The organism is Micromonospora sp. NPDC047074 (assembly GCF_040643815.1).
Lineage (GTDB): Bacteria > Actinomycetota > Actinomycetes > Mycobacteriales > Micromonosporaceae > Micromonospora.
Window position 1 is genome coordinate 1 of the sequence record NZ_JBEYVB010000016.1, and the last position, 25,763, is coordinate 25,763.

Annotated in this window: 22 protein-coding genes and 1 pseudogene; 13 read left to right on the forward strand and 10 right to left on the reverse strand. The window is 73.2% G+C overall.

The genetic code is table 11. The annotated features are described in order from the left end of the window. Window positions 1-8 precede the first annotated feature (8 nt). Window positions 9-803, reverse strand: a complete 795-nt coding sequence (locus ABZ809_RS20085; protein WP_357564068.1) for a dTMP kinase — start codon at window positions 801-803, stop codon at window positions 9-11. Here ABZ809_RS20085 and ABZ809_RS20090 point away from each other — a divergent pair. The 5 genes and pseudogenes from ABZ809_RS20090 (at window position 739) to ABZ809_RS20110 (ending at window position 3,387) form a co-directional block, all read left to right on the forward strand. After that, window positions 739-1,542 (forward strand): nucleotidyltransferase, encoded by an 804-nt coding sequence (locus ABZ809_RS20090; RefSeq protein WP_357564069.1) that lies wholly within the window; start codon window positions 739-741, stop codon window positions 1,540-1,542. The genes ABZ809_RS20085 and ABZ809_RS20090 overlap by 65 nt on opposite strands. Beyond that, window positions 1,539-1,814, forward strand: a complete 276-nt coding sequence (locus tag ABZ809_RS20095) for a hypothetical protein (RefSeq protein ID WP_357564070.1) — start codon at window positions 1,539-1,541, stop codon at window positions 1,812-1,814. The genes ABZ809_RS20090 and ABZ809_RS20095 overlap by 4 nt, the downstream gene beginning before the upstream one ends. Window positions 1,815-1,823: 9 nt before the next feature. Next, window positions 1,824-2,600 (forward strand): metallophosphoesterase, encoded by a 777-nt coding sequence (locus ABZ809_RS20100; protein ID WP_357564071.1) that lies wholly within the window; start codon window positions 1,824-1,826, stop codon window positions 2,598-2,600. Further along, window positions 2,591-2,734 carry a GPGG-motif small membrane protein gene (locus tag ABZ809_RS20105; protein WP_007464364.1) on the forward strand — a complete coding sequence of 48 codons (144 nt, stop codon included), beginning with the start codon at window positions 2,591-2,593 and terminating at the stop codon, window positions 2,732-2,734. Before ABZ809_RS20100 ends, ABZ809_RS20105 begins: the two co-directional genes overlap by 10 nt. A gap of 159 nt (window positions 2,735-2,893) precedes the next feature. Next, window positions 2,894-3,387, forward strand: a pseudogene (locus ABZ809_RS20110) (TspO/MBR family protein). Window positions 3,388-3,448: 61 nt separating this feature from the next. On the opposite strand, the gene ABZ809_RS20115 reads toward ABZ809_RS20110, so the two are convergent. Continuing rightward, entirely contained in the window at window positions 3,449-4,228 is a 780-nt protein-coding gene (locus tag ABZ809_RS20115) for a peptidoglycan DD-metalloendopeptidase family protein (RefSeq protein ID WP_357564072.1), read from the reverse strand. 249 nt (window positions 4,229-4,477) lie between these two features. Between ABZ809_RS20115 and ABZ809_RS20120 the strand changes: the two genes are divergently transcribed. The 5 genes from ABZ809_RS20120 (at window position 4,478) to ABZ809_RS20140 (ending at window position 10,752) form a co-directional block, all read left to right on the forward strand. Continuing rightward, window positions 4,478-5,818 carry an ABC transporter substrate-binding protein gene (locus tag ABZ809_RS20120; protein WP_357564073.1) on the forward strand — a complete coding sequence of 447 codons (1,341 nt, stop codon included), beginning with the start codon at window positions 4,478-4,480 and terminating at the stop codon, window positions 5,816-5,818. Between the two features lie 68 nt (window positions 5,819-5,886). Then, complete coding sequence (locus ABZ809_RS20125) at window positions 5,887-6,936, forward strand: sugar ABC transporter permease (protein ID WP_357564074.1); 1,050 nt, start codon at window positions 5,887-5,889, stop codon at window positions 6,934-6,936. 1 nt (window position 6,937) lies between these two features. Continuing rightward, window positions 6,938-7,906, forward strand: a complete 969-nt coding sequence (locus tag ABZ809_RS20130; protein ID WP_357564075.1) for a carbohydrate ABC transporter permease — start codon at window positions 6,938-6,940, stop codon at window positions 7,904-7,906. A gap of 61 nt (window positions 7,907-7,967) precedes the next feature. After that, on the forward strand, window positions 7,968-9,014 hold the full coding sequence (locus ABZ809_RS20135; RefSeq protein WP_357564076.1) for a LacI family DNA-binding transcriptional regulator: 1,047 nt from the start codon (window positions 7,968-7,970) through the stop codon (window positions 9,012-9,014). Window positions 9,015-9,075: 61 nt separating this feature from the next. Continuing rightward, window positions 9,076-10,752 (forward strand): glycoside hydrolase family 13 protein, encoded by a 1,677-nt coding sequence (locus tag ABZ809_RS20140; RefSeq protein WP_357564178.1) that lies wholly within the window; start codon window positions 9,076-9,078, stop codon window positions 10,750-10,752. Between the two features lie 52 nt (window positions 10,753-10,804). On the opposite strand, the gene ABZ809_RS20145 is transcribed toward ABZ809_RS20140, so the two are convergent. The 4 genes from ABZ809_RS20145 to xylA all read right to left on the reverse strand — a co-directional run bounded on the left by ABZ809_RS20145 (window position 10,805) and on the right by xylA (window position 16,162). Beyond that, complete coding sequence (locus tag ABZ809_RS20145; protein WP_357564077.1) at window positions 10,805-12,229, reverse strand: MFS transporter; 1,425 nt, start codon at window positions 12,227-12,229, stop codon at window positions 10,805-10,807. A 104-nt stretch (window positions 12,230-12,333) separates the two neighbouring features. Then, window positions 12,334-13,434, reverse strand: coding sequence for a DUF5925 domain-containing protein (locus ABZ809_RS20150; RefSeq protein WP_357564078.1), 1,101 nt, complete (start codon window positions 13,432-13,434; stop codon window positions 12,334-12,336). Window positions 13,435-13,474: 40 nt separating this feature from the next. After that, a complete protein-coding gene (xylB, locus tag ABZ809_RS20155; protein WP_357564079.1) occupies window positions 13,475-14,962 on the reverse strand; it encodes a xylulokinase in 1,488 nt (495 codons plus the stop codon). Between the two features lie 12 nt (window positions 14,963-14,974). After that, a complete protein-coding gene (gene xylA, locus ABZ809_RS20160) occupies window positions 14,975-16,162 on the reverse strand; it encodes a xylose isomerase (RefSeq protein WP_357564080.1) in 1,188 nt (395 codons plus the stop codon). 75 nt (window positions 16,163-16,237) lie between these two features. On the opposite strand from xylA, the gene ABZ809_RS20165 reads away from it, so the two are divergent. After that, on the forward strand, window positions 16,238-17,476 hold the full coding sequence (locus tag ABZ809_RS20165) for an ROK family protein (protein ID WP_357564081.1): 1,239 nt from the start codon (window positions 16,238-16,240) through the stop codon (window positions 17,474-17,476). 131 nt (window positions 17,477-17,607) lie between these two features. Next, window positions 17,608-19,266: a PP2C family protein-serine/threonine phosphatase gene (locus ABZ809_RS20170; RefSeq protein ID WP_357564082.1), complete on the forward strand. Its 1,659-nt coding sequence runs from the start codon at window positions 17,608-17,610 to the stop codon at window positions 19,264-19,266. A 45-nt stretch (window positions 19,267-19,311) separates the two neighbouring features. Here the strand turns inward: ABZ809_RS20170 and ABZ809_RS20175 are convergent, their stop codons facing one another. Continuing rightward, window positions 19,312-19,845: a MarR family transcriptional regulator gene (locus ABZ809_RS20175; protein WP_357564083.1), complete on the reverse strand. Its 534-nt coding sequence runs from the start codon at window positions 19,843-19,845 to the stop codon at window positions 19,312-19,314. 96 nt (window positions 19,846-19,941) lie between these two features. On the opposite strand from ABZ809_RS20175, the gene ABZ809_RS20180 reads away from it, so the two are divergent. Further along, window positions 19,942-21,072 (forward strand): PP2C family protein-serine/threonine phosphatase, encoded by a 1,131-nt coding sequence (locus tag ABZ809_RS20180; RefSeq protein WP_357564084.1) that lies wholly within the window; start codon window positions 19,942-19,944, stop codon window positions 21,070-21,072. Window positions 21,073-21,085: 13 nt separating this feature from the next. Here ABZ809_RS20180 and ABZ809_RS20185 read toward each other — a convergent pair whose 3' ends face one another. From ABZ809_RS20185 to ABZ809_RS20195, 3 genes are all read right to left on the reverse strand, one after another. Beyond that, window positions 21,086-22,534, reverse strand: coding sequence for a sugar transferase (locus ABZ809_RS20185; protein WP_357564179.1), 1,449 nt, complete (start codon window positions 22,532-22,534; stop codon window positions 21,086-21,088). Between the two features lie 244 nt (window positions 22,535-22,778). Beyond that, entirely contained in the window at window positions 22,779-24,539 is a 1,761-nt protein-coding gene (locus ABZ809_RS20190; protein WP_357564085.1) for a VWA domain-containing protein, read from the reverse strand. 143 nt (window positions 24,540-24,682) lie between these two features. Further along, window positions 24,683-25,732 (reverse strand): lactonase family protein, encoded by a 1,050-nt coding sequence (locus ABZ809_RS20195; RefSeq protein WP_357564086.1) that lies wholly within the window; start codon window positions 25,730-25,732, stop codon window positions 24,683-24,685. Between the last annotated feature and the right edge of the window lie 31 nt (window positions 25,733-25,763).

A 25,763-nucleotide genomic window follows, 5' to 3' on the forward strand; every position in this document is an offset into this window, starting at 1 on the left:
GTCTTCCCCTACCCTCCGCTCTTCTCTTCGGGCCGGGCCCCCGGCGACGTGGGCCCTGCGACCGGCGGCGTGGGCCCAGCGACCGGCGACGTGGGCCCAGCGACCGGCGACGTGGGCCCAGCGACCGGCGACGTGGGCCCGGCGACCGGCCGGCCGCCGCCCCCGTCGGCGGTCGCGAGCCAGCCCGCGATGTGGTCCTGGATCTGCCGGGAGACCTCCTCCGGCGAGCGCCCCGCGTCGACCACCACGAAGGTCGGATACTCCGGCAGGGCCCGGTACGCGGTGTCCGCGGCGGTCAGGTACCGCATGCTCTCGTGGTCGGTGCCACGCCGCTCGATCCGCTGGTAGGCCTCCGCGGGATCGACGGCCAGCAGGAAGGTCACCTGCGGTCGCGGGAACATCCGGTAGCCGACCCGGGCCAGCCGCTCCCAGCGCTGCCCCCCGTGGGTGCGGATGCTCGCGTACTGGCAGGCGGAGTAGCGGTCCATCACCGCGACCCGACCGGTGGCCAGGCAACTGAGCAGGGCGGCGGCGATGGCGAGCCAGCGCAGCACGGACTCCACCGCCAGCAGCCCGTTGCGCCCGACGAGCCGTTGGGCGTCCGGGCGGCCGAGCCGGTGCGCGAGGCGGCCCAGCCAGCGCCGCCCGCCGGCGTTGCGGTGGTAGGTGGCGGGGCGGCCCGCCGCGGTGAGCGCGTCGGCGAGCCGGTGCGCCTGGGTGGTTTTGCCCGAGCCGTCGATGCCGATCAGGGCGACGGCGCGCAATCGGGCCCTGCCGCGCCGTGCCTCCGGTGATCTGGACACCCTGCACAGGCTATCCGAACCACGCTCGCGGGCCTGGAGTTTTGTACCTCCTAATCCCGGTTGGCCCCACCCGCGCCCCCTGCCAGGTGTGGCCAACCAGAAAGCCGGGTACCGGAGTTCGATCAGCCGCCACCACCATCGACGGGAGACGCCAATGGCAGAGCGCGGGGACGAGAGCCTGGTGCACACGCTGAAGAAGGTCGCCGCCGTGCTCAAGCAGGAAGAGATTCCCTTCGCGCTCGGCGGCAGCTTCGCCGTGTACGCCCACGGCGGTCACTCCAGCGAGCACGACGTCGACTTCCTGATCCGCGAGGTCGACGTGGACCGCGCCCTGGAGTCGCTGGTCGCGGCGGGCTTCATCGCCGAGCGACCGCCGGAGGACTGGCTGGTCAAGGTCTTCGACGACGGCCGGATGGTGGACCTGATCCACCGGCCGATCGAGACGCCGGTGACCGAGGAGACGTTCGCCGACACGGTCGTCCGTCCGGTCGACGCGATCCACATGCCGGTGCTCTCGGCCACCCAGCTGATGGTGCACAAGTTGCTCAGCTTCTCGCAGCACTACTGCGACTTCGCCCGTGGACTGCCGCTGGCCCGCTCGCTGCGGGAGCAGATCGACTGGGAGCGGGTACGCAAGGAGACGCAGCACTCGCCGTACGCGGAGGCGTTCCTGGTGCTGTTGGACCGGCTGGACGTGGTGCCGCGCTCCGGCACCCCGGAGGAGGAGGGGACACCGTGACCGAGCACCGTGACGTCGCCGTCGGGCCGCCCGACGAGTACGTGGAGGCGGAGATCCACCGGATGCTCGCCGAGGATCCGGACGTGGCCGAGCAGGGCATCACCGTGGTCCGCCGGGAGCGTGGCCTCGTGCTCTACGGCGAGGTGGAGAGCCCCCACCGCCGGGAGGAGATCCTGCGCCGGGTGGCCGAACGCTTCCCGGACGTGCCGATCACCAGTGACATCGGGGTGATCCGCGCGCAGGCGCCCACGGAGATCGAGCAACTGCCCTGAGGAGGTTCCATGGTGATCCGCATCGCCGCCGTGGGCGACGTGCATCTGGACGAGGACGTGGTCGGCCGGTTCCGGCCGGCGCTGGACGAGTTGCCCGAGCACGCCGACGTGCTGCTGCTCGCCGGTGACCTGACCCGGCACGGCACCGAGTCGGAGGCCCGGTGCGTGGCCACCGAGTTCGGCGGGCTCGGCGTGCCGGTGGTGACCGTCCTCGGCAACCACGACCACCAGTGCGACCAGGTGCCGCAGGTGATCAAGGTGCTCGAGGACGCCGGGATCCGGGTGCTGGAGGGCGACGGGGTGGTGCTGGAGTGCGCCGGGGGCCGGCTCGGCGTCGCCGGGGTGAAGGGGTTCGGGGGCGGCTTCGCCGGCCGCTGCGCCAGCGACTTCGGCGAGCCGGAGATGAAGGCCTTCGTCCAGACCACCACGCAGAGCGCCGACGCCCTGGCCGCCGCGCTGGGCGGGCTGGACTGCGACGTGCTGGTGGCGCTCACCCACTACTCGCCGGTGCCGGACACGCTCGCCGGTGAGCCGCTGGAGATCTATCCGTTCCTGGGGTCGTACCAACTCGGTCAGGCGATCGACTCGGCACCGACCGCACTGGCCCTGCACGGGCACGCGCACGCGGGCACCGAGCGGGGCACCACGCCCGGCGGGGTACGCGTCCGCAACGTCGCGCACCCCGTGATCAAGCAGGCCTACAGCGTCTTCCACCTGGGCGACCACCTCGATCACACCCAGGTTTCCCGCGTCGGCGGCTCGGGTACTCAGCAACCATGGAGCTGATTCTCTGGATTCTCGCAGTCGTACTCGTGGTCGCCGGCATTCTCGCGCTGTTCCGGCGGCAGATCCTGTGGGGCATCGTCCTCATCGTGGTCGGCCTGCTCGTCGGGCCGGGTGGTGTGAGCATCTTCAATTGACATGGCGGCTAGCGGCCGCCGTCGAGGGGACCCGCCGGGGTCGTCGCGACCGGAACTCCGTCCTCCCGACAGGAGCCTCCGGGCACGACGACCCCGGCGCCATGCCGTCCGGAGGACGATCGCGGGTTTACCGGCCGCTCCTGGGGAGATATCTCGACCATGGAGATGTCTCGGAGTGCGGAACGGCCGGGCGGCGCGCGGCAGTGGTGGGGCCTGATCGGCTTCGGGGCCGCCGTCTTCGTCGCCGCCGCGATCGGCGGGCTCGGCGTGCGGGGCACCTCGGCCGAGTACGCGGGCCTCGAACAGCCCGCCTGGGCTCCGCCGTCCTGGCTGTTCGGGCCGGTGTGGACGATCCTCTACGCGATGATCGCGGTGGCCGGCTGGCTGGTCTGGCACCGGGTCGGCTTCGGCCCCGCGCTCTGGGCCTGGGTCGCCCAACTGGTGCTCAACGCGGTCTGGACCCCGCTCTTCTTCGGCGCCGGCCGCTACGGGCTGGCGTTCGCCGAGATCCTGGTGCTGTGGGTGGCGATCGGCGTGACGATCGCGCTCTTCCGGCGGGTGTCCCGCCCGGCGACGCTGCTGATGCTGCCCTACTGGGCCTGGTCACCTTCGCCGCCGCCCTGAACTTCGCCATCTGGCGGCTGAACAGCTGATCGGCGCGAGCCGGCGTGGACGGCACGGGGCCCCGGGCACGCCCGGGGCCCCGTCGCCCGCTCAGCAGCGGGGTACGCCGGGGATGTACCCGTCGGAGCCGGTGTAGACGTAGGCGTCGGAGATGAAGCGGCCGGAGCCGATCCGGTCCCAGATCGTGCTGGTGCCGTAGGTGCCGGTGACGCTGGTGCCACTGGTCTGGCACTGGATGGTCACCCGGGCGCCGTCGGCGACGGTGCCCACGGCGGCGTAGCCGGTGCCGGGGCCGGAGCGCACGGTCAGCGCGATCCCGCTGGTGGTGTTGACCGTGCCGGAGCCGGTGCTGGTGCCGCAGCCGTTGTCACTGGAGTAGTTCTTCGTGCCCCAGTAGAGAGCGAGCGCGCCGTTGAACCGCACCTGGATGTCGGCGCCGTTGAGCCGCTGCTCGTAGTGCAGGTGCGGGCCGGTGGAACCGCCGGTGCTGCCGACCCAGCCGATGACCTTGCCGTAGCCGACCGCCTGGCCCACGGAGACGTTGAAGCCGTTGAGGTGGGCGTAGTAGGTGTGGTAGCCGCCCGCGTGACTGATCCGGACGTACTTTCCGTAGCTGGTGCCACCGAGATCCGTGACCCGGTCGACGGTTCCGGGCGCGCTCGCCACGACCGGGTCACCGAGGTCGTCGGTGCGGTTGAAGTCCAGCGAGTACGCCGGGCTGTGATTGGTCCTGGTCTGGCCGGACCAGGACTGCCCGCACGGGAACGGGACCTTGAACGTGGGGGCGGCCATCGCCGGGGCCGCCGGGACCACCAGCGCGCCCACGGCCAGCAGACCAGTCGCCAGCAGGCCCAACCACCGCTTGCCCATCCAGCACCTCCTATGTCGAAAAGCTTCGATCAACTGTCCACAGGGTGACAGAAAATGCCATCGATGGAAAGGGGTCGAACCCCCGTGTGGGAGCGTGCCCAACTGCCGTCCGAGCGGTTTCCGGATTGTTACTTGCTCGTGTCCGGTTAGGGGTGGACCGGACCAGATGCAAGCGCTTACATGTGGTTGATGTCCATCGGACCGGCGCGGGTTCGATCCCTTCGCGCGCCGGCAAGGAAGGAGAACGGCATGGCGTTTGCCAGATCACGCCAGGCTCTCGCGATCGCCGGCGTACTGGGGCTGGCGCTGAGCGCCACCGCCTGCGGCACCGGCAGTGACGAAAAGAGTGACACCGCGGGGTCCGCGGAGTGCGCCGCATACGAGAAGTACGGCGACAACAACGGCAAGAAGGTCACGATCTACTCCTCGATCCGGGACATCGAGGCCGACCGCCTCGAGCAGTCCTGGAAGCAGTTCGTGGACTGCACCGGCATCGAGATCGACCACGAGGGCAGCGGCGAGTTCGAGGCCCAGCTCGGGGTCCGGGTCGACGGCGGCAACGCCCCCGACATCGCGTTCATCCCGCAGCCGGGCCTGCTCAAGCGCTTCGCCGACTCGGGCAAGCTCAAGGCGGCCGGCGCCGACACCAAGAAGATGGCCGAGGAGAACTACCCGGCCGACTGGCTGAAGTACAGCACCGTCAACGGCCAGTTCTACGGCGCCCCGCTCGGCTCCAACGTGAAGTCCTTCGTGTGGTACTCGCCGAAGACCTTCAAGGAGAAGGGCTGGACCGTCCCGACCACCTGGGACGACCTGATCAAGCTCAGCGACCAGATCGCGGCGACCGGCACCAAGCCGTGGTGCGCGGGCATCGAGTCCGGTGACGCCACCGGCTGGCCGGCCACCGACTGGGTCGAGGACGTGATGCTGCGGACGCAGACCCCCGAGGTCTACGACCAGTGGGTCACCCACGGCATCCCGTTCAACGACCCCAAGGTCGCCGAGGCCCTCGACCGGGCCGGCACCATCCTCAAGAACGAGAAGTACGTCAACGGCGGCTTCGGCGGCGTGAAGAGCATCGCCACCACCTCCTTCCAGGAGGCCGGCGTGCCGATCACCGCCGGCAAGTGCGCGCTGCACCGCCAGGCGTCCTTCTACGCCAACCAGTGGCCGCAGGGCACCAAGGTGGCCGAGGACGGCGACGTCTTCGCCTTCTACTTCCCGGCGATCGACGCCAGCAAGGGCAAGCCGGTCCTGGGTGGCGGCGAGTTCGTCGCGGCCTTCGCCGACCGCCCCGAGGTCCAGGCCGTGCAGACCTACCTCGCCTCGGCCGAGTACGTCAACAGCCGCGCCAAGATCGGTGACTGGGTGTCGGCGAACAACAAGCTCGACCTGGCCAACGTCGCCAACCCGATCGACAAGCTCTCCGTCCAGATCCTCCAGGACAAGAGCAGCGTCTTCCGCTTCGACGGTTCCGACCTGATGCCGGCCAGCGTCGGCGCGGGGACGTTCTGGAAGGGCATGGTCGACTGGATCAACGGCAAGGACACCGCGACCGTGCTCCAGGGCATCGAGAGCAGCTGGAAGTGAGCTGAGCCGATGGGCCGGTCCGCTGACGCGGGCCGGCCCATCGGCTGATCAAGGACCTGGGAGGGTCGATGGAGTTCGACTTCGCTGCGGAAAGCCCGAAGTTCTTCATGCTGATGTGGGGGCTGATCGCCTTCGTCGCGGTGGTGGGCGGTCTGCTCCTGCTCCTCGACGTGGTGCCGGCCTGGTTCGCCCGCCGCCGGGAGGCGCAGCTCGTCGCCGCCGCCGCGAGCGGCGCCCCGCTGCCCCGGCGGCGCAAGCCGCGGGAGGGCGTGTTCGCGCTCTTCTTCCTGCTGCCGACGGTGCTGCTGCTCGCCATCGGGCTGGTGATTCCGGCCATCCGCACCACGCTGCTGTCGTTCATGGACGGCAACAGCAACGAGTGGGTCGGGCTGGCCAACTACGGTTGGATGTTCTCCGAGGACTCGATCGTCCGGGTGCTGCTCAACACCCTGGTCTGGGTGCTCCTCGTTCCGCTCGTGGCCACCACGTTCGGTCTGCTCTACGCCGTCATGGTGGACAAGGCCCGGTTCGAGGCGGTGGCCAAGTCGCTGATCTTCCTGCCGATGGCGATCTCCTTCGTCGGCGCGAGCATCATCTGGAAGTTCGTCTACGCCTACCGGGGCGACGGGCAGGAGCAGATCGGCCTGCTCAACCAGATCGTGGTCAGCCTCGGCGGCGAGCCGAAGCAGTGGCTGCTGGAGTCACCGCTGAACACGCTGCTGCTGATCGTGATCATGGTCTGGATCCAGGCCGGCTTCGCGATGGTGGTGCTCTCCGCCGCGATCAAGGCCATCCCCGCCGACATCGTGGAGGCGGCCCGCCTCGACGGGGTCACCCCGTGGCAGATGTTCTGGCAGATCACCATGCCGAGCATCCGGCCGGCGCTGATCGTGGTCGTGGTGACGCTGTCGATCGCCACCCTCAAGGTCTTCGACATCGTCCGGACGTCCACCAACGGCAACTACGACACCAGCGTGATCGCGAACGAGATGTACAACCAGGCGTTCCGGTACGGCCAGAACGGGCAGGGCTCGGCCCTGGCGGTCTTCCTGTTCGTCCTGGTGATCCCGATCGTGATCTACCAGATCCGCAACATCCGTCAGCAGCGGGAGGGCTGAGATGACCACCGCGACGCCCACCGTCGCCGCCGGCGCCCAGAAGACCGGCGGTCGCCCGACCAGCACCGCCGGCCGGGTACGCAAGCGGCTGAACAGCCGCACCGCGACCCTCGTCTCGATCGTCATCGCGGTGCTCTGGACCATCCCCACCTTCGGCCTGTTCATCTCCTCGTTCCGGCCGGAGGACCAGATCAAGTCCAACGGGTGGTGGAACTTCTTCACCAGCCCGTCGTTCACCTTCGAGAACTACCAGGAGGTGCTGTTCGGCCGATCCTCGTCGTCCGGACAGCTGGCCAGCTACTTCATCAACTCGCTGGCCATCACCATCCCGTCGGTGCTCTTCCCGCTCGCCTTCGCGGCCCTGGCCGCCTACGCGCTGGCCTGGATCAACTTCCGGGGGCGGGACTGGGTGTACATCGCGATCTTCGCGCTCCAGATCGTGCCGTTGCAGATGGCGCTGGTGCCGCTGCTGAAGTTCTTCTCCACCGGCGTCACTCTCGGCGGGGTCACGATCCTGCCGGCCTGGGACCTGGTGGACTCGCAGAAGTTCGCCCAGGTGTGGTTCGCGCACACCTGCTTCGCGCTGCCGTTCGCCGTCTTCCTGCTGCACAACTTCATCTCGCAGCTGCCGGGTGACCTGATGGAGGCCGCCCGGGTCGACGGGGCGACCCATCCGAAGATCTTCCGCTCCATCGTGCTGCCGCTGATCACCCCGGCGCTGGCGGCGTTCGGCATCTTCCAGTTCCTCTGGGTCTGGAACGACCTGCTGGTCGCGCTGATCTTCGCCGGGGGCGGCGACGAGACCGCCCCGCTCACCGTCCGGCTGGCCGAGATGGCCGGCACCCGGGGCAACGAGTGGCAGCGGCTCACCGCCGGCGCGTTCGTCTCGATCGTCGTACCGCTGATCGTCTTCCTGTCCCTGCAGCGCTACTTCGTGCGGGGCCTGCTCGCCGGCAGCGTCAAGGGCTGAGACGTCTCCGCCGCCGCCGGGCCACCGGCGGCGGCGGAGCTGGGGCGCACCGGGGGATACCGTGACGAGGATCGATGATGTCGCACGCCTGGCCGGAGTCTCCACCGCCACCGTGTCCCGGGCGTTGCGGGGGCTCCCGACGGTCTCGGCCTCGACCCGCCGCCGGGTGCTCGCGGCCGCAGAGCAACTGGAGTACGCGGTCTCGCCGAGCGCCTCCCGGCTCGCCGGCGGGCGGACCGGCACGATCGCGGTCGTGGTCCCCCGCATCACCCGCTGGTTCTTCGGGACCGTCGTCGAGGCCGTCGAGGACTTCCTCCAGCAGGCGGGCTACGACCTGCTGCTCTACAACCTCGGCGGGCGGGAGCAGATCCGCCAGCGGGTGCTGCGCACCGCCAACCTGCACAAGCGGGTGGACGCGGTCATGCTGGTCTCCACACCACTGCGGCCCGCCGACCTGACCGCCCTGGCGAAACTGAAGCTGCCCGGGGTGACCATCAGCTCCGGCACGGTGGTGCCCGGCTGGCCCTGCGTACGGATCGACGACGTGGGCGTCGCCCGCTCCGCCACCCGGCACCTGCTCGAACTGGGCCACCGGCGGATCGCGCACATCTCCGGCGATCCGGACGACGAGCTGGCCTTCACCACCCACCTCGACCGGCGGCGGGGCTACCGGGACGAGCTGCGCGACGCCGGCATCGAACCGGACCCGGCCCTCGACATCGAGTCGCAGTTCACCATCGGCGGTGGCACGCGGGCCACGGAGGAACTGCTCCGGCGCGGCGAACCGCCGACGGCGATCTTCGCGGCCTGCGACGAGATGGCGATGGGGGCGATGACCGCGCTGCGCGACGCCGGCCTGCGGGTGCCGCAGGACGTCAGCGTGATCGGCGTCGACGACCACGACCTGGCCAGCGTCCTCGGGCTGAGCACCATCGCCCAGCCCGCGGCGGAGCAGGGCCGGCTCGCCGCCCGGATCCTGCTCGACCCGCTGCACGGCCGGGCCGTCCCGCCCCCGGCCGGGCGACACCTCGACACGCTGGACTCGCCGGTGATCCTGCCCACTCGGCTCATCGTGCGTGAATCGACCGCCCCGCCCCGGGCACACTGAGCGGGACCGCCGACGTCCCGGGCAACATCCGACCGTCCGGCTCGACACACGGGAGAAGGCCCTGAACAGCAATCCGACCCAGCAGGACACGCCTGCCGGCCCGGCCACCGGTTGGTGGACCAGGGACACCATCTACCAGGTCTATCCGCGCTCCTTCGCCGACTCCGACGGCGACGGGATCGGCGACCTGCCCGGCATCACGGCCCGCCTCGACCACCTCGTCGAGCTGGGCGTGGACGCGCTCTGGCTGTCGCCGTTCTACCCGTCGCCGCAGGCCGACGCCGGGTACGACGTGGCGGACTACCGGGACGTGGACCCGCTCTTCGGCACCCTCGCCGACGCCGACCGGCTGATCGCCGAGGCGCACTCGCGCGGGCTGCGGGTGATCGTCGACCTGGTGCCCAACCACACGTCGTCGGCGCACCGGTGGTTCCAGGCGGCCCTCGCCGCCGCGCCCGGCAGCCCGGAGCGGGACCGCTACGTCTTCCGCGACGGGTCGGGCCCCGACGGCGCGCAGGCCCCGAACGACTGGGACAGCGTCTTCGGCGGGCCGGCCTGGACCCGCGTCACCGATCCCGACGGCCGCCCCGGCCAGTGGTACCTGCACCTGTTCGACCCCGGCCAGCCCGACCTCAACTGGGACAACCCGGAGGTCCGCGAGGAGTTCCGGGGAGTCCTGCGGTTCTGGCTCGACCGGGGAGTGGACGGCTTCCGGGTCGACGTGGCACACGGCCTGATCAAGCAGGCGGACCTGGCCGACTGGCAGGAGCCGCAGGAGATCCTCTCCGGCCCGGAGATCGACAAGCCGCGCCCGCCGATGTGGGACCAGGAGGGCGTGCACGAGATCTACCGGGACTGGCGGCGGGTGCTGGACGGCTACCCGGGCGAGCGTGTCCTGGTCGCCGAGGCGTGGGTCGAGCCGGCCGAGCGGCTGGCCCGCTACGTCCGCCCGGACGAGATGCACCAGGCGTTCAACTTCGAGTACCTGCTCGCCGCATGGACCGCGCCGGCCCAGTACGCGGTGATCACCCGCTCGCTGGAGGCCACCGACGCCGTCGGCGCCCCGACCACCTGGGTGCTGTCCAACCACGACGTGGTCCGGCACGCCTCCCGGCTGGGGCTGCCCATCGGCGGCAAGCGGCCCAACGGCATCGGTGCCGGCGACCCGCAGCCGGACGCCGCGCTCGGTCTGCGCCGGGCCCGGGCGGCCACCCTGCTGATGCTCGCCCTGCCCGGCTCGGCCTACCTCTACCAGGGCGAGGAACTGGGCCTGCCCGAGCACACCACGATGCCCGACGAGGCCCGGCAGGACCCGACCTGGGCGCGCAGCGGGCACACCGAGCGGGGCCGGGACGGCTGCCGGGTGCCGATCCCGTGGGAGGCCGACGCCCCGTCGTACGGCTTCGGGCCGACCGACGCGAGCTGGCTGCCGCAGCCGTCGACCTGGGCGGAGTACGCCCTGGACCGGCAGCGGGACGTCCCCGGCTCGACGTACGAGCTGTACCGGACGGCGCTGCGGCTGCGCCGCGAGCACCGGCTCGGCGAGGGCACCCTGGAGTGGCTCGCCTCCGGCGACGAGGTGCTGTCGTTCCGCAACGGCGGGCTGACGGTGCTGACCAACTTCGGCGCCGCCGCCGTGCCCTTGCCCGTCGGGGCCGAACTGCTGCACGCCAGCGCCCCGCTGGACGACGACGGCGCCGTCGGAACCGACGTGACGGTCTGGCTCCGCCCCGCCTGAGGGGTGAGGAAGGGCACCTTCCTAACGCATAGCGTTAGGAAGGTGCCCTTCCTTACAGGCGTTCGGCGCGGGTGTGCAGGAGGTCGTTGACGTTGGCGATGTCGTCCGGCGAGGTCCGTGCGGCCAGCCAGTACATGACGCCGGTCGGGATGAAGAAGAGCTGGAAGGCCGCCAGCCCGACGGCGTAGTTCAGCGGCGGCGGGAAGGCCGCCCGCAGGCCGTGGAAGGCCACCCCGACCAGCCCGTTGCCGGCCGCCCGGCCCACGCCGTTGACCAGGTTGCCGAGGCTGTAGACGGTGCCCCGGTGTTCGGGCGGGTTGACGTCGGCGATCAGGGCGAACCAGTTCGGCGAGTTGGCCGAGGTGAGGGCCAACGCGACCACCGCGGTGAGCAGGCTCAGCCCGACCGTCGGCTCGGTGAACACGCTGGCCAGCACCGCGCCGACCACCGTCCCCGCGCCGGCGCCGTCGGGCACGTCGATGCGTACCGGCACGAAGAAGAGGACCAGGTAGAACGGCAGCGCCGCGAGGATGCCCACTGCCGCGACCAGCGCCCTTCCCCGGGGCGTACGGCGCTGCAGCGCGTCGCCGACCAGACCGCCGATGATGGAGAGCACCCCGCCGAGCTGGAACAGGGTGGCGAAGACGCTGCCCACGACCACGGCGGTGGCGGCGGAGTAGCCCTGGTCCTCGGCCCGCTCGGCGAAGAGCACCGGGAGCCAGACCAGCGACCCGAAGGCCGCCTGGGCGGTGAGGCCCTGGAGGATCAGCCAGCGGTTCGTACGGCGGCCTAGGATCCTTGGCAGATCGTCCCGGCTGATCCGGTAGTCGTACTCCGCACCCTCGGCGAGCGCGCCGGCCAGCTCCGGTTCGCTCTGCCCGCGCCGGATGTCGTAGGTGAACAGGTAGGCGGCGGTCGCCGCCAGGCCGACCACGGTCAGCACCAGGAACGGCCGCCGCCAGTCGGTCGCCCCCAGCAGCCCGCCGACAAGCGTGCCGGCCAGCGTGCCGACGCCCTGGGACAGCCCCCAGAAGCTCATCACCAGCCCCCTGCGGCGGGGCGAGATCAGGTCGGTGACGACCGAGAACCCGACCGACCCGACCGCGCCCAGCCCGACCGCCGCCACGATCTGCGCGGCCAGGAAGGTCGGATAGTTGGCCGCGAACGCACTGCCGCCCGTGCCGAGCGCCCAGATCAGGGTGCCGATCATCAGCAGCGGCTTGCGGTTCGTGCGGTCGCCGACGTACGCCCAGCCCACCGCCGCCACCGCGCTGGCCAGGAAGCTCACGGCGGTGACCAGGCCGAGCAGCCGCTGCGGCACGTCGAAGGAATCGGAGATCGGCCCGTACAGCGGGGGCACCAGGCCGATCGCCACGTTGTCCAGCGAGGCGAGCAACACGAAGACCACGACGCTGTAGAACCGGTGTGCGGCCGTCCCGCCCCAGGCCCGTGCCGGCCCGCCCCTGGTCAAGGTCATGTGCGGCAGCCAACCAGGGTCAGGTCACGACCGGGTGACGACGCGCGGTCCGTCGCCGGGAGGCCGGCGGCGGAAAGAACGGCGGTGGGTCGCCACCGGGCGGCTCAGAGATAGCCGCCGATCGCGGGCGGGGCGGTGGTCTCGGCCGACGTGCCGGCCCGCAACGCGTACAGCTCGGCGAGGGTCGCGCCGTGCGGCGGCACCCCCGCCGACGTGCCGAGCCAACCCGTCGCCTCCTGGTGCGACAGCGGGCCCACCTCGATGCGGGCCAGGCACCGCCCCGGGCGGACCACGGCCGGATGCAGCCGGGACAGGTCCTCGTTCGTGGTGATCGCGACGAGCACGTCGCGCCCCTGCCCGAGCAGCCCGTCGGTCAGGTTGAGCAGCCGGGACAGCGCCTGACCGGCGGCCTGCTTCGCCTCGCCCCGGATCAGCTCGTCGCAGTCCTCCAGGATGAGCAGCCGCCACCGGCGGCCGGTCCCCTGCTCGCCGTCCTCGTCCCCGACCGCCACCTCGGACAGGTACGCCGGGTCGGCGAAGAGCACGTCGGGGTCGAGCACGGCGTCGACCTGGCACCAGTCGCGCCACTGGCGGGCGAGGGCCCGCAGCGCGGTGGTCTTCCCCGTCCCCGGCGCGCCGTGCAGGAGCACCAGCCGGCCGGCGAGCTGCTCCGGGGTGATCGCCATCAGCCCGTCGAGCCCGGTGCGCGCCGACGCCGCGTAGTTCGGCCGGATCAGCGCCCACTCCGGCGCGGCGATGGCCCGCACGTCCCGCTGGCTGCCCCGGCGGGGGTTGTGGTGCCAGAAACCGATCCGGCCGGCGCCCGGGTCGTCCGGTTCGGCGGCGCCGTCGACGATCCGGTCGAGGGCCGCCCGGCCGACCTCCTCGGACACCGCCGTGACCGTCACCTCGGCGCCCCGCCCCTTCCAGGTGACCACCCGGGCCGTCCAGCCGTCGCCGGCCAGCAGGCGGGACCGCTGCCGGTTCTCCACCGCCGTACGCAGCACCCGGCCGTCGGGGGCGGTCAGCGGCGCGTCGGGGCGCACCCGGGAGAGCCGGACCGTGTGCGACCACGGATGCCGGCCGGTGACGAAGTCCGCCAGGACCAACGCGTCGATGACGTCGCAGGGGGTGTCCGCGTCGTCGTACTGGAGCACGGAGGGGATTCCGGGTGCCTCGTCCGCTGCCGTGGGGGTCGTTCGCATCCGTCGATGATCGCGAGCCCGGACGCGGCCGTACAGTCGTTTACCCCCCGTCGGTCCGGTCGACGTGGTGGTCGCGGGCGGCGGCGTACCGCTCGCGAATGGCGGGAACGGGGGCGGCGGCGTACTCCTCGGTGCCCCGTACCGCCCAGGCAGGGGGCGTCGCGGCACCCAGGGCGACCCAGGCGGCCTGGCGCGCGGCGCCGTCGGCGACGTACTCCCCGGGCGGCGGGACGACCACCGGCACCCCGAGCACCTGTGGCGCGATGTGCCGCACCGCCGCCGAGCGGGCTCCCCCGCCGACCAGGATCACCCGGCGCACCGTGGCGCCCTGGGCGGTGAGCGCGTCGAGGCCGTCGGCGAGGGCACAGAGCAGGCCCTCGACGGCGGCGCGCGCCAGGTGGGCCGCCGTCGACGTGCGCAGGGTCAGCCCGTGCAGGGCTCCGCTGGCCCGTGGCCGGTCGGGCGTCCGCTCGCCCTCCAGGTAGGGCACCATGACCAGGCCGTCGGCGCCGGCCGGGGCCGAGAGCGCCAACTCGGCCAGCTCGGCCAGGTCGACCCGGAGCATCGACGCGGCGGCGTCGAGCACCCGGGCCGCGTTGAGCGTGCAGACCAGGGGCAGGAAGCGGCCGGTGGCGTCGGCGAATCCGGCGACCGTGCCGCTCGGGTCGGCCGCCGGGGCGTCGGCGACGCTGAACACGGTGCCGGAGGTGCCGATCGAGACGACCACGTCGCCGGGGCCCGCGCCGACGCCGAGCGCGGCGGCGGCGTTGTCCCCCGTGCCGGGGCCGAGCACCGCCCCGTCGGGCAGCCGGCCGCCGTGGGACATGCCGTCGCCGTGGGGCAGCCCCGGGCCGACCCGAAAGGCGTCCGGGCGTACGACGCCGGCCGGCTCCGCCGGGCCGAGCACGGTCGGCACGTGCGGCCGCCGGCCGAACGCCCGCTCCAGCAGGTCGAGCCGGTAGTCGCCGGTGGCCGGGGACCAGTAGCCGGTGCCGCTGGCGTCGCCCCGGTCGGTGCGCAGCGCCGCCAGGCCCGGTGCGCCGGCCAGCCGCCAGGTCAGCCAGTCGTGCGGCAGGCAGACGGCCGCCGCCCGGGCCGCCTGCTCCGGCTCGTGCCGGGCCAGCCAGCGCAACTTGGTGACGGTGAAGCTGGCCACCGGTACGCTGCCCACCGCGTCGGCCCAGAACCGGCGGCCGGTTTCCCCGCCCCCGGCCTCCCCGACCAGCTCGGCGGCGGCCCCGGCGGAACGGGTGTCGTTCCACAGCAGCGCCGGCCGGACCACCCCGCCCGCCTCGTCGAGGCACACCATCCCGTGCTGCTGGCCGGCCACGGAGATGGCCGCGACGTCGGCCAGCCCACCGGCGGCGTCGACCGCCGCGCCCAGCGCGGACCACCACGCCGACGGGTCGACCTCGGTGCCGTCCGGGTGCGGCGCCCGGCCCTGCCGGAGCAGGGCACCGGACTCCGCGTCCCGCACGACGACCTTGCAGGACTGGGTCGAGGAGTCGACCCCCGCGACGATCGGCATCTCCGGCGACCCTCAGCGCGCGCCGAGCAGGTGCTCGACGGCGAGCTGGTTGAGCCGGACGAAGCCGAAGCCCTTCGCGGCGGCCCCGTCGACGTCGAACTCCTCGAACGCGGAGCGGTCGGCGAGCAGCTCGGCGTGGCCCTCCCCCGGCGCCAGGGTCGGCGTCGCCAGCTCGGCGACCCGGCTCGCGGCCAGCGCCTCGGCCACCTCCGGGTCGGCCCGGAACGCCGCCGCCCGCTCCTTGAGCAGGAGGTAGGTGCGCATGTTCGCCTCCGCCGACGCCCAGACGCCGGTGGTGTCCTCCGTGCGCGAGGGCTTGTAGTCGAAGTGCCGGGGGCCGTCGTAGGCGGGCGCCCCGGCGGGGCCGCCGTGTTCCAGCAGGTCGACCAGGGCGAACGCGTTGAGCAGGTCGCCGTGGCCGAAGACGAGGTCCTGGTCGTACTTGACGCCGCGCTGCCCGTTGAGGTCGATGTGGAACAGCTTGCCCTGCCAGAGCGCCTGGGCGATGCCGTGGGCGAAGTTCAGGCCGGCCATCTGCTCGTGCCCCACCTCCGGGTTGAGCCCGACCAGCTCGGGACGGGCCAGGGTGGAGATGAAGGCCAGGGCGTGCCCGACGGTGGGCAGCAGGATGTCGCCGCGCGGCTCGTTCGGCTTGGGTTCGAGGGCGAAGCGCAGGTCGTAGCCGGAGTCGACGACGTACTGGCAGAGCAGGTCGACGGCCTCCCGGTAGCGGTCGAGCGCGGCCCGGACGTCCTTGGCGACGTCGTACTCCGCGCCCTCCCGGCCGCCCCACATCACGAAGGTGCGGGCGCCCAGCTCCGCGGCGAGGTCGACGTTGCGCAGCACCTTGCGCAGGGCGTAACGCCGGACGTCGCGGTCGTTGCTGGTGAAGCCGCCGTCCTTGAAGACCGGGTGGGCGAAGAGGTTGGTGGTGACCATCGGGACCACCAGGCCGGTCTCGTCGAGCGCCTTGCGGAAGCGGGCGACGTGCTGGTCGCGGGTGGCGGCGTCGGCCCCGAAGGGCACCAGGTCGTCGTCGTGGAACGTGATCCCGTACGCGCCCAGCTCGGCGAGCCGGTGCACCGCCTCGACCGGGTCCAGCTCGGGCCGGGTGGCGTCGCCGAACGGGTCGCGGGCCTGCCAGCCCACCGTCCAGAGGCCGAAGGAGAACTTGTCGGCGGGGGTGGGACGGGGTGCCATGGCAGACCTCCGGGGTGTCGTCCGCTATTTGTTCAGTGGTTGAATTATTTGATCGGCCTGTGGCACTGTCAAGCGGTGACCCGACCCGATGCCCCGCCCGGGCCCGTACGCCAGGGCAGCCTGCGCGAGTGGAACCTCGCCGTGGTGCTCGGCCGGATCGCCGCCGCCGACCGACCGCCGTCCCGGGCCGAGCTGGCCGCCGGGACCGGCCTCACCCGGGCCACCGTCTCGGCGGTGGTGGAGGACCTGCTCGCCGGCCGGCTGGTCGCCGAGGCGGAACCGACGCCGCGCACCGGTGCGGGCCGGCCGTCCCGGGGCCTCGTGCTCGCCGCGGACGGCCCCGCCGGGCTCGGCCTGGAGGTCAACGTCGACTACCTGGCCGCCTGCGTGGTCGACCTCGCCGGCCGGGTGCGCCAGCACACCGTGCACCGCGCCGACCTGCGACCCGTCCCCCCCGCCGAGACCCTCGCCCGGCTGGCCGGCCTCGCCGCCCGGGTCCGCGCCGACGCCGCCCGCGAAGGGCTGACCCTGGCCGGCGCGGCTCTCGCGGTGCCCGGCCTGGTCGACGACGCCGGCCTGGTCCGCCTCGCCCCGAACCTGGGCTGGCGGGACGTGCCCGTTCCCGCGCTGCTCGCCGACGGGCCGCCGCTGACCGCACACGTCGACGGCGTCCCACCGCTGGTCGTCGACAACGAGGCCAATCTCGCCGCGCTGGGCGAGCTGCACGCCGGTCCGGCGGGTCCGGCCAGCTTCCTGCACGTCTCCGGCGAGGTCGGCGTCGGCGCCGGCATCGTGCTCGACGGGTCCCTGTTCCGGGGCGCACGCGGCTGGAGCGGCGAGATCGGGCACCTCCCGGTCCGGCCCGACGGGCCACCCTGCCGGTGCGGCGGCCGGGGCTGCCTGGAGACGTACGCCGGCCAGGAGGCGATCCTCGCGGCGGCCGGCCTGGCCGGCGTGCACCTGCCGGCCGACACCGCGACGACCCGGCTGGCCGAGCTGGCCGGGGCCGGCGACCCCGCCGCGCTGCGCGCCCTGGCCGAGGCCGGGACGGCCCTCGGGGTCGCCGTCGCCGGCGTGGTCAACCTGCTGGATCTGGACACCGTGGTGCTCGGCGGCGGATACGCCCCGTTGGCCCCGTGGCTACGCCCGCCGGTGCTCACCGAGATCTCCCGGCGGGTGCTCACCGCGGCCTGGTCGCCGGTGACCATCCGGCCGGCGGTGCTCGGCGGCGCCGCCGCGGCCGTCGGCGGGGCCGGTTCGGTGGTACGCCGGATCCTGGCCCGCCCCGCCGGATGGCTGGCCCGGCCGACCTGAGGTGCCCGGCTTCCGCCGATGGCGGCGGTGCCCCGCCTCGGTACGCTTGCCCTGAGGCAACCACCCCCACCCGAGGAGTGCACGACCAGCATGCGCACAGGTCGACAGACCGGGGCGCCCGGCGAGCGACGGTGACCACCACCCGCCGTGGCGGTGTCACGGACCCGGCCGGCGGAGGGCGTCCGGGCGGTTCCCGCACCCGACAGGCGTCCGGTGCCACGCCACCGGACGACTCCCGGCTCAGCCACGAGGTGCTCGACGGCCTCGCCGAGGCGGTCGTGACGACCGACCACGCCGGCCTGGTGACGCTGGTCAACGCGACGGCGACCGCGTTCCTCCCCGAGGTCGTGGCCGGTACGGACCTGACCTCCTGCCCCGTACCCGCCCTGGCCCGCGCGGCGGCCCACGGAGCGGACAGCTTCGACGCCGAGCACCACGGCCGCCGGCTGCGCGGCGTACGTCGCGAGCTGGCCGCCGGACGGCACGCCTGGTACGTCCGGGACGTCACCGACGAGCACGCCCGCGCCGAGGCCCTGCACGTCGAGCGTTCCCGCACCGCGTTCCTCGCCCGGGCCGGCAGTCACCTCGGGCTCTCCCTCCAGCGCGAACAGACGCTGCGGGCCGTGGTGACGCTGCCCGTGCCCTACCTCGCCGACCTGGCCCTGGCCGTACAGCTGCCGCCCGCCGAGGGCCAGCCGCGCTGGATCCGGTACGCCGGCTCCGACCCCGCGCCGGTGACCGGGGTGGCGGCCCGGTCGCTGGTCGGCTCGCTGCCCGGCGTGGCCGAGGCGCTTCGCGGCCAGGCCGCCGCCCCCGGCGGGTGGCCGCGGGAGGAGACACCCGACCTGGCAGCCGTGCTCCCGCCGGACTTCGGCCGGCCCGGCACCGTGCTGGCCAGCCCCATGCGGGGTGGCGGACGCACCGCCGGCGCCCTGGTGCTGATCCGTCGGGACGGGCGCGCCTGCTTCGACCGGCGCGACGTCGAGCTGGCCCGGCAGTTCGCCGCCCGGGCCGGTGCCGCCATCGGCGCCGCCGAACTCTACGGCGAGCAGGTCCACCTCGCCCGGGTGCTCGAACACAGCCTGCTCCCGCCGGAGCTGCCGACCGTGCCGGGCGCCGCCCTCGCCGGCGGATACCGGGCGGCCGGTGACCGGCTGCGCATCGGCGGCGACTTCTACGACGTGCTGCCCATCCCCGGCGGGGCGCTCTTCGCCCTCGGGGACGTGGCCGGCAAGGGCGTCGGCGCGGCTGTCCTCACCGGTCGGGTCCGCCAGTGCCTCCAGACGCTGCGCCTGGTCGAGCAGCGACCGCTGGAGTTGCTGCGGCTGCTGAACCGCGCGCTCCTCGACGCCCCGGACGCGGCCCGCCGCAGTCAGTTCACCACCCTGCTGCTCGGCACCCTCGAAGCCGCGTCCGGCGGCGGGCTGACCGTCCGGATCGCCGGCGGCGGTCACCCGTCCCCGCTGCTGCTGCGGCCCGACGGCGGGGTCGCCCCGGTCGTGGTCGGCGGGATGCCGGTGGGTGCGCTCGCCACCGCCCGGTTCGCCGCGGCCGAGTTCCGGCTCTTCCCCGGCGAGCTGCTGCTCGCGTACAGCGACGGGGTGACCGAGGCGCGCGGCGGTCCCGGCGGGCAGGCGATGTTCGGCGAGGAACGGCTGCGTGCGGCGCTGGCCTCGGCTGCCGGGCTGCCCCCTGCCGCGCTGGTCGACCGGCTCATCCAGCTCCTCGACGAGTGGCTCGACGGGCAGAGCCGGGACGACATCGCGATGCTGGCCGTCGCGGCGGTGTGACGCCGGCCGTCGGGCAGGCCCGCGGCCAGCCGGCCCCGGGCGGGGTCAGGCCGTCCTGGCCACCTGCGGCTCGCTCCGCGGCCAATCCCGCGTCGGCACCCCGGCCGGGTGCTCCACGGGCACGCCGTCCCAGGGGCCGGCCGCCTCGACGGACTGCACGGACGCGTCCCTGCGGCGCGCCGCCTCGTCGAACTCCCGCATGCCGCGCAGCAGGGCCTGCCGCCCGTCGGGGGTCATGTCGGCGAGGATCGCCGCGAGCTGCTGGCGCCGGTCGTCCCGCAGCTCGGCGAGGAGCCGCCGGGCCTCCGGGGTGAGGTGCAGCGAGATCTCCCGCCGGTCGGACCGGCCGGGCTCGCGTTCCAGCATGCCCGCCGCCACGAGCCGGTCGCAGAGCCGGCTGGCGGAGGAGAGCAGCATGTCCAGCCCGGTGGCCAGCCGGCGGAGGTTGATCCCCTCGTGCTGCTCGACCAGCATGATCGCGCGCAACTGGGCACCGGAGACGCGGCTGGTCGTCCGCTCCCGCGCCGCCTCCCAGACCGTCAGCAGGGCACCGGCCACCGCGTCGAGCTCGACGGCCATACTCGTCTGGGGTCCGTTGGGACCGTGCACTTCCGCCATGGTGCGCCCGAGACTACTCCGAATCCGCTGGTCTGGGCTTGTGATCAAGGAGCGATGATGAGCGAACCGGTCAACCGGGCCCGGCGCGTACTCAACGAGGCGCCCGCCGATCTCCTGCTGGACCGGATCGCCGACGTCCTGGCCGCCGGCTACGGCGTCACCCGGGTGGACCTGCTCCAGGTCGACTACCGGTTGGCGGCGCTGCTGCCGCTCGCCGGGGACGAGCCCGTCACCGGGCCGGGGCACCCCGCCTGGCGCTGCTTCGACCACCAGACCGCGATCGTCGCCGACGGCACCGGGTTCCTTCCGGTGTCCATGCGCGGGGAACGCTGGGGCGTGCTGGTCGTGACCCCGGTGCCGGAGCGCCCGGGCGCGCTCGACGAGCTGACCGAGATCGCCACCGCGCTGGCCCACGAGATCGTCGCGGTCGCCGGCGGCACGGACGTCTACCACTCGGCACGGCGCAGCAGACGGCTCACCCTCGCCGCCGAGATGCAGTGGGATCTGCTCCCCGGCCGCAGCCGGACCCGACCGTCGTTCAGCCTCGCGGGTCAGCTGGAGCCGGCGTACGCGGTGCGGGGGGACAGCTTCGACTGGTCCGACGACGGCAACCGGGCCTGGCTGTCGACGGTCAACGGCACCGGCGAGGGGGTGGCCGCCTCGATGCTCACCTCGCTCGCCACCCACGCGCTGCGCAACGCCCGCCGGTCCGGGCTCGGCCTCGCCGACCAGGCGGCCCTCGCCGACCAGGCGATCTACGACCTGCACCGGGGTGACCAGCACCTCGCGGCGCTGCTCATGGAGCTGGACCTGCGCTCGGGGCGGCTCACCGTGGTCGACGCCGGATCGCCCCGCCTCATCCTGCTGCGCGGCGGGGAGGTCCGGGAGCTGCCGTTGGAGGCGCAGTTCCCGCTCGGCATGTTCGAGGCCACCGACTACCGGGAGCAGCACTTCGAGCTGTGCCGCGACGACCGGATCTTCGTGGTCAGCGACGGCGTCACCGACGCGATCGGGCGGGACGTCCGCTACGGCGAGGCCGCGCTGGGCCGGTTCCTGCGCCGGACCGGGCCGATGGAACCGCTGGACGCCGTCCGGTCGCTGATCGGCGACCTCCGTGCGTACGTCGCCGGTGACCTGATCGACGACGCGGTCGTGGTGTGCCTGGACTGGACCGGCCCGCAGGACTGAGCCGTGCGGCCGGTCAGTAGGCCCCCCGGCTGTTGACCACCGCGCCGAAGGTCTTCCAGAGGATCGTCAGGTCGGCCGCGAGCGACCAGTTCTCCACGTAGTAGAGGTCGAGCCGGATGCCGTCCTCCCAGCTGAGGTCGGACCGGCCGCTGACCTGCCAGAGCCCGGTCATGCCCGGCTTCACCAGCAGCCGGCGGGCCACGTCGCCGTCGTAGCGGGCCACCTCGGAGGGCAGCGGGGGACGGGGGCCGACCAGGCTCATGTGCCCGAGCAGCACGTTGACCAGCTGCGGCAGCTCGTCCAGCGACCACTTGCGCAACAGCCGCCCGATCCGGGTCACCCGGGGGTCGTCGCGCATCTTGAACATCAGGCCGTCGGTCTCGTTACGGGCCGCCAGCTCGGCCAGCAGGGCGTCGGCGTTGACCACCATGGTGCGGAACTTGTAGACCCCGAACTCCTGGCCGCCCTGCCCGACCCTGGTCTGCCGGAACAGCACCGGCCCCCGGCTGTCGAGCTTGATCGCCAACGCGATCACGGCCAGCAGCGGCAGCAGCAGCGTCAGGGCCACCGAGGAGACGGCCCGGTCGACGAAGCCCTTGACCAGTTTCCGCGCCCCGCGGAACTCGGGGGCCTCGACGTGGATCAACGGCAGGCCGGCGACCGGCCGGGTGTGGATGCGCGGGCCGGCCACGTCGGTCAGGGCCGGCGCCACCACCAGGTCGATGCCGGTGCCCTCCAGTTGCCAACCCAGCCGACGCAGCCGGGTGGCGGTCAGCTCGCCCGAGGCGGTCACCGCGACCGTGTCCGCGCCGATGGCGGTGGCCGCCTCGGGAATGCCCCGGAACGAGCCGACCACCGGCACGTCGCCCAGCCGCTGCGCGACCGGCGCGAGCAGCGCGTCCGGGATGCACGCCCCGACCACCTGGTAGCCCGCGTACGGCTCGCGGCGCAGGGTGTGCACCAGCTCCAGCACGTGCGCGGTGTCGCCGACCACCAGCACCTTGCGCGACCAGCCGCCGCCCGACGCGCGCGCCCGGTGCAACCGCTTGCGGGCGGCGAACCGGGCCACCTCCAGGCCGGTCATGCCGACGGCCAGCGAGATGCCGAGGAACCCCCGGGAGACGCCGACGTCGGCGATGTAGCCGACGATCGCGATGCCGCCGGCGAGGCGCAGGCTGGCCGTGCCCACCCGCCGGTACTCGTCGGCGCCGTAGCCGAGGACGCGGTCGTCGTAGCAGCGCAGCACCCGGAGCGAGATCAGCCAGGCGAGGACCAGCCCGGGGGCCACCAGGACGTACGGGATCTTCGAACCGCCGGGGGTGTCGTCGCCGAACCGGGCGACGTACCCGACGAGCACGGCGACGGTCAGGACGGTGGTGTCCAGCACCACCAGGGAGCGGACGTAGGCGCGCTCGCGGGTGTGGGCCGGCACGGAGCGTGGTGCCTCTGGCCTCGACGACATCCTGGCGGGGGTCAACAGCGTCGTTGAGCTCACCGGCCCTCCCCACTTCGGTCGCCGACGGCCCGTGCAGCGGGCCCGGATGGCGGGCCGGCCGACAGGGCACAACGACATCCTGCCCCGACAACCACGGTCGCCGATCGCTTCGGACGCATTGCCGTCACTTTTCCCGATCACCCTGGGTGCCGGAAAGGGGCCTACGGCACCGAATTCCGGCACGACGGGCCGTCGCCGCCTGCGTGGCGGCTCAGGCTGGGGCCTTGCGCAGGGCGATCGCCTTGAGGAAGATGTCGCCGATCTTGGTCGGGTCCTCGGTGACGAAGGCGCCGCCGCCGGTCACGTCGGTGATCGACTTCAGTTCGGCCGCGCTGACGTCACCGCCGATGCCGATGATCACGACCTGCACCGGCCGCTCCGGGTCCTTGATCTTGTTCAGCTCGGTCAGCAACCGCTGCTGCGTGATGCCGTCGGAGTCCTCGTTCTTGCCGTCGGTGAACAGCACGACCGAGTTGACCCGGCCCGGCTCCCAGTCCTCCTGCACCTCCTGGTACGCGGCCAGCACCGTGTCGTAGAGACCGGTGTTGCCGCTCGAGGACCGGATCGAGCCCAGAGCCTGCTCCAGCTTGCCGCGCTGGCGCGACAGCGGGGCGATGGCGACGAGTTCCCGGTGGTCACGGGACCCGACCAGCTCGGTGGAGAACGTCCAGAGGCCGATCGACCAGGAGTCGTCGAAGAGGTTCAGCCCGCGCCGGGCCGCCTCGGCGGTGACCTGCTGCCGGGTGGCGTTGCCGGCGTTCGCCACCTTCTCCTTCATCGAGCCGGAGACGTCGATGATGGCGAGCATCCGGCCGGACTGGGTGGCGATCGACCAACTGGAGACCGCGCGCTCCACGGCCTGCGGGTCGAGCCCGCCGGGCGCCGAGCCGCCGCCGTTGGCCGGCGGTTTCGGCGTGCCCCCGGCCGGGCTGGGCGCCCCCTGCGGCGCGTCGAAACCCGCGCCCCAGTTGCCGTCCGGCGCGCGCAACGACTGGCTCGCCAGCCGGTCGCGGAATCCGGCGGTGGTGAGCACGTCGTAGAGCACCCGCGCCGCCGACGCCTTCGCCGGCTCGATGCCCGGCAGCACCGCGTACGGGTAGTCCAGCGGCGCGGGCGCCGGCTCCAGGTAGAGCGCGGCCAGCGGCACCGGCGGCTTCGTGCTGTTGTACTGGATCACGTCTTCCTCGGAGAGCGCCGCCGCGCCCAGGCTGCTCGCGATCGTCGTGGGATCCGAGGCGGTGGGGAACCGGGCGAGCAGGTCCGGCCGCAGCGCCGACCGGCCGGTGGCCAGCGCCCGCAGCGCGGCCACCTTGTCGCTCTCCGCGTCGGGGCCGCCGGAGGCGCTGGCGGCGGCGGTCAGCGAGAGCAGGCCGGACAGGCCGGCGGCGTCGCGGGTCGGCTCGACGATCCCGGTACGCAGCGGCTTGTCGCTCTGCACCTGCTGAAGGAGTTGGGCCCAGCTGAACTTCTTCTGCGGCCAGCCCAGCCGCGCGGCGACCGGCTCCGGCATCGCCACCACCACCGGGCTGCGCGCGATGGACGCCCCGTTGTCCGGGTCGAAGGCGGTGGCACCGCCGGTCTTGAGCCGCAGCAGCCAGGAGGACGAGTCGGGCACCCAGACGTCGGGGCTCACGGCCGTGCCGCTGGCCTGCCCCACGCCGGCCAGCGTGACACCGTGTTTGGCGGCGACCGTGGCGGCCACGTCGACCGGGTTGGACGCCGCCACGTTCACCGCGACGCAGGTGCCGTCCACGGCGGCGCCGTCCTTCACCCACTCGGCGGCGGCGGCGTCGACGGCCGGGGCGAGCTCGGCGGCGACCGCCACGGAGAGCTCGATCCGCCCCGAGCAGTCTGGTTGCGCCAGCTGCTGGTAGCCGAACCAGCCGCCGGCCGTGACGGCGAGTACGCCCACGGCAGCGGCGGCGGTGGTGGCGTGAAGATTCTTACGCCTGCGATGGCGGCCTGGTGACACGCTGACCATCTTGCGTAGCTGGTCGGAGGACTGCCACAACCGTTCGGACGAAAGTTACGGAGGAGAAATAGTTGATCAGCAAAATGTGACGGTGAGTAGGCGCCCCGCCTCGTCGTGTCGATCAACCGGGGCATGTTGCCTGGTCAGAGCAGCACGCAGGTGGGGCTCGGCACCGCCACGGGCTCCCCCACCGGAGCCGGCACGCCGCTGCCCGCGTCCACCCGGAAGACCCGGATCATGTCGGCCCGCTCGTCGGCGACGTAGAGGTGCTCCCCGGCGAGCGCGAAGTGCCGCGGCCACTCCCCGCCCGTGTCCACCTCCGCCACCAGCTCCGGCAGCTCACCGGTCACGGCGAAGACCGCGACCGTGCCCACCCCGCGGTTGGCGACGTAGAGAAACCGCCCGTCCGGGCCGACCGCGATCTCCGACGGTTGGACGTGCCCGGCCCGGTCGCTGGCCTCCACCCGGCCCCGCTGGTGCAACGCGCCGTCGGCGGTCAGCTCGTACGCGGTGACCGAGGCGTCCAGCTCACCCGCCACCCAGCAGCGCCGCCCGTCCGGATGCCGGGCCAGGTGCCGGGGGCCGACGCCGGGGGCCGTCCGGACCCGGGGCGCCCGGGGCAGCAGCCGGCCGGAGGCGGCGTCCAGGTCGTAGCGGTAGATCGAGTCGGTGCCGAGGTCGACCGCGAGCAGCGGGCCCCGGCCGGGGTCGGGGTCGGGGTCGGGGTTCACCATGTGGGCGTGCGCGTGGTCCTGCCGCTCCGGGTCCGGCCCGTGCCCCTCGTGCGCCACCAGGTCGCTGCGCTCGCCGGGCACCCCGTCGGCGTCGAGCGGGAACACCGTCACGCTGCCGCCGCCGTAGTTGGCCACGACGAGGTGACCGCCGCCCGGCACGACGGCCAGGTGGCAGGGCTCCGCGCCCCCGGTGGGCCGGGTGCCCAGCGGGGTCAGGGCGCCGTCGTCGGCGACCCGGTACGCGCTGAGCTGCCCGTCGGGCAGCTCGTTCACCGCGTACAGGACCGGCAGTCGCGGATGCCGGGCGAGGAAGGAGGGCGAGGGCGTGACCGCGACCGTGCCCAGCGGGGCCAGCTCACCGGAGCCCGGGTCCCGCCGCGCCGCGACGATGCCGGTGCCCCGGCCCCCGCTGTGCGCCGTGTAGCCGCCGATGTGGACGACCTCGCCCTGACCAGTCACCGGATCCGCCCTCCGCCGATTCCTCCGTCGA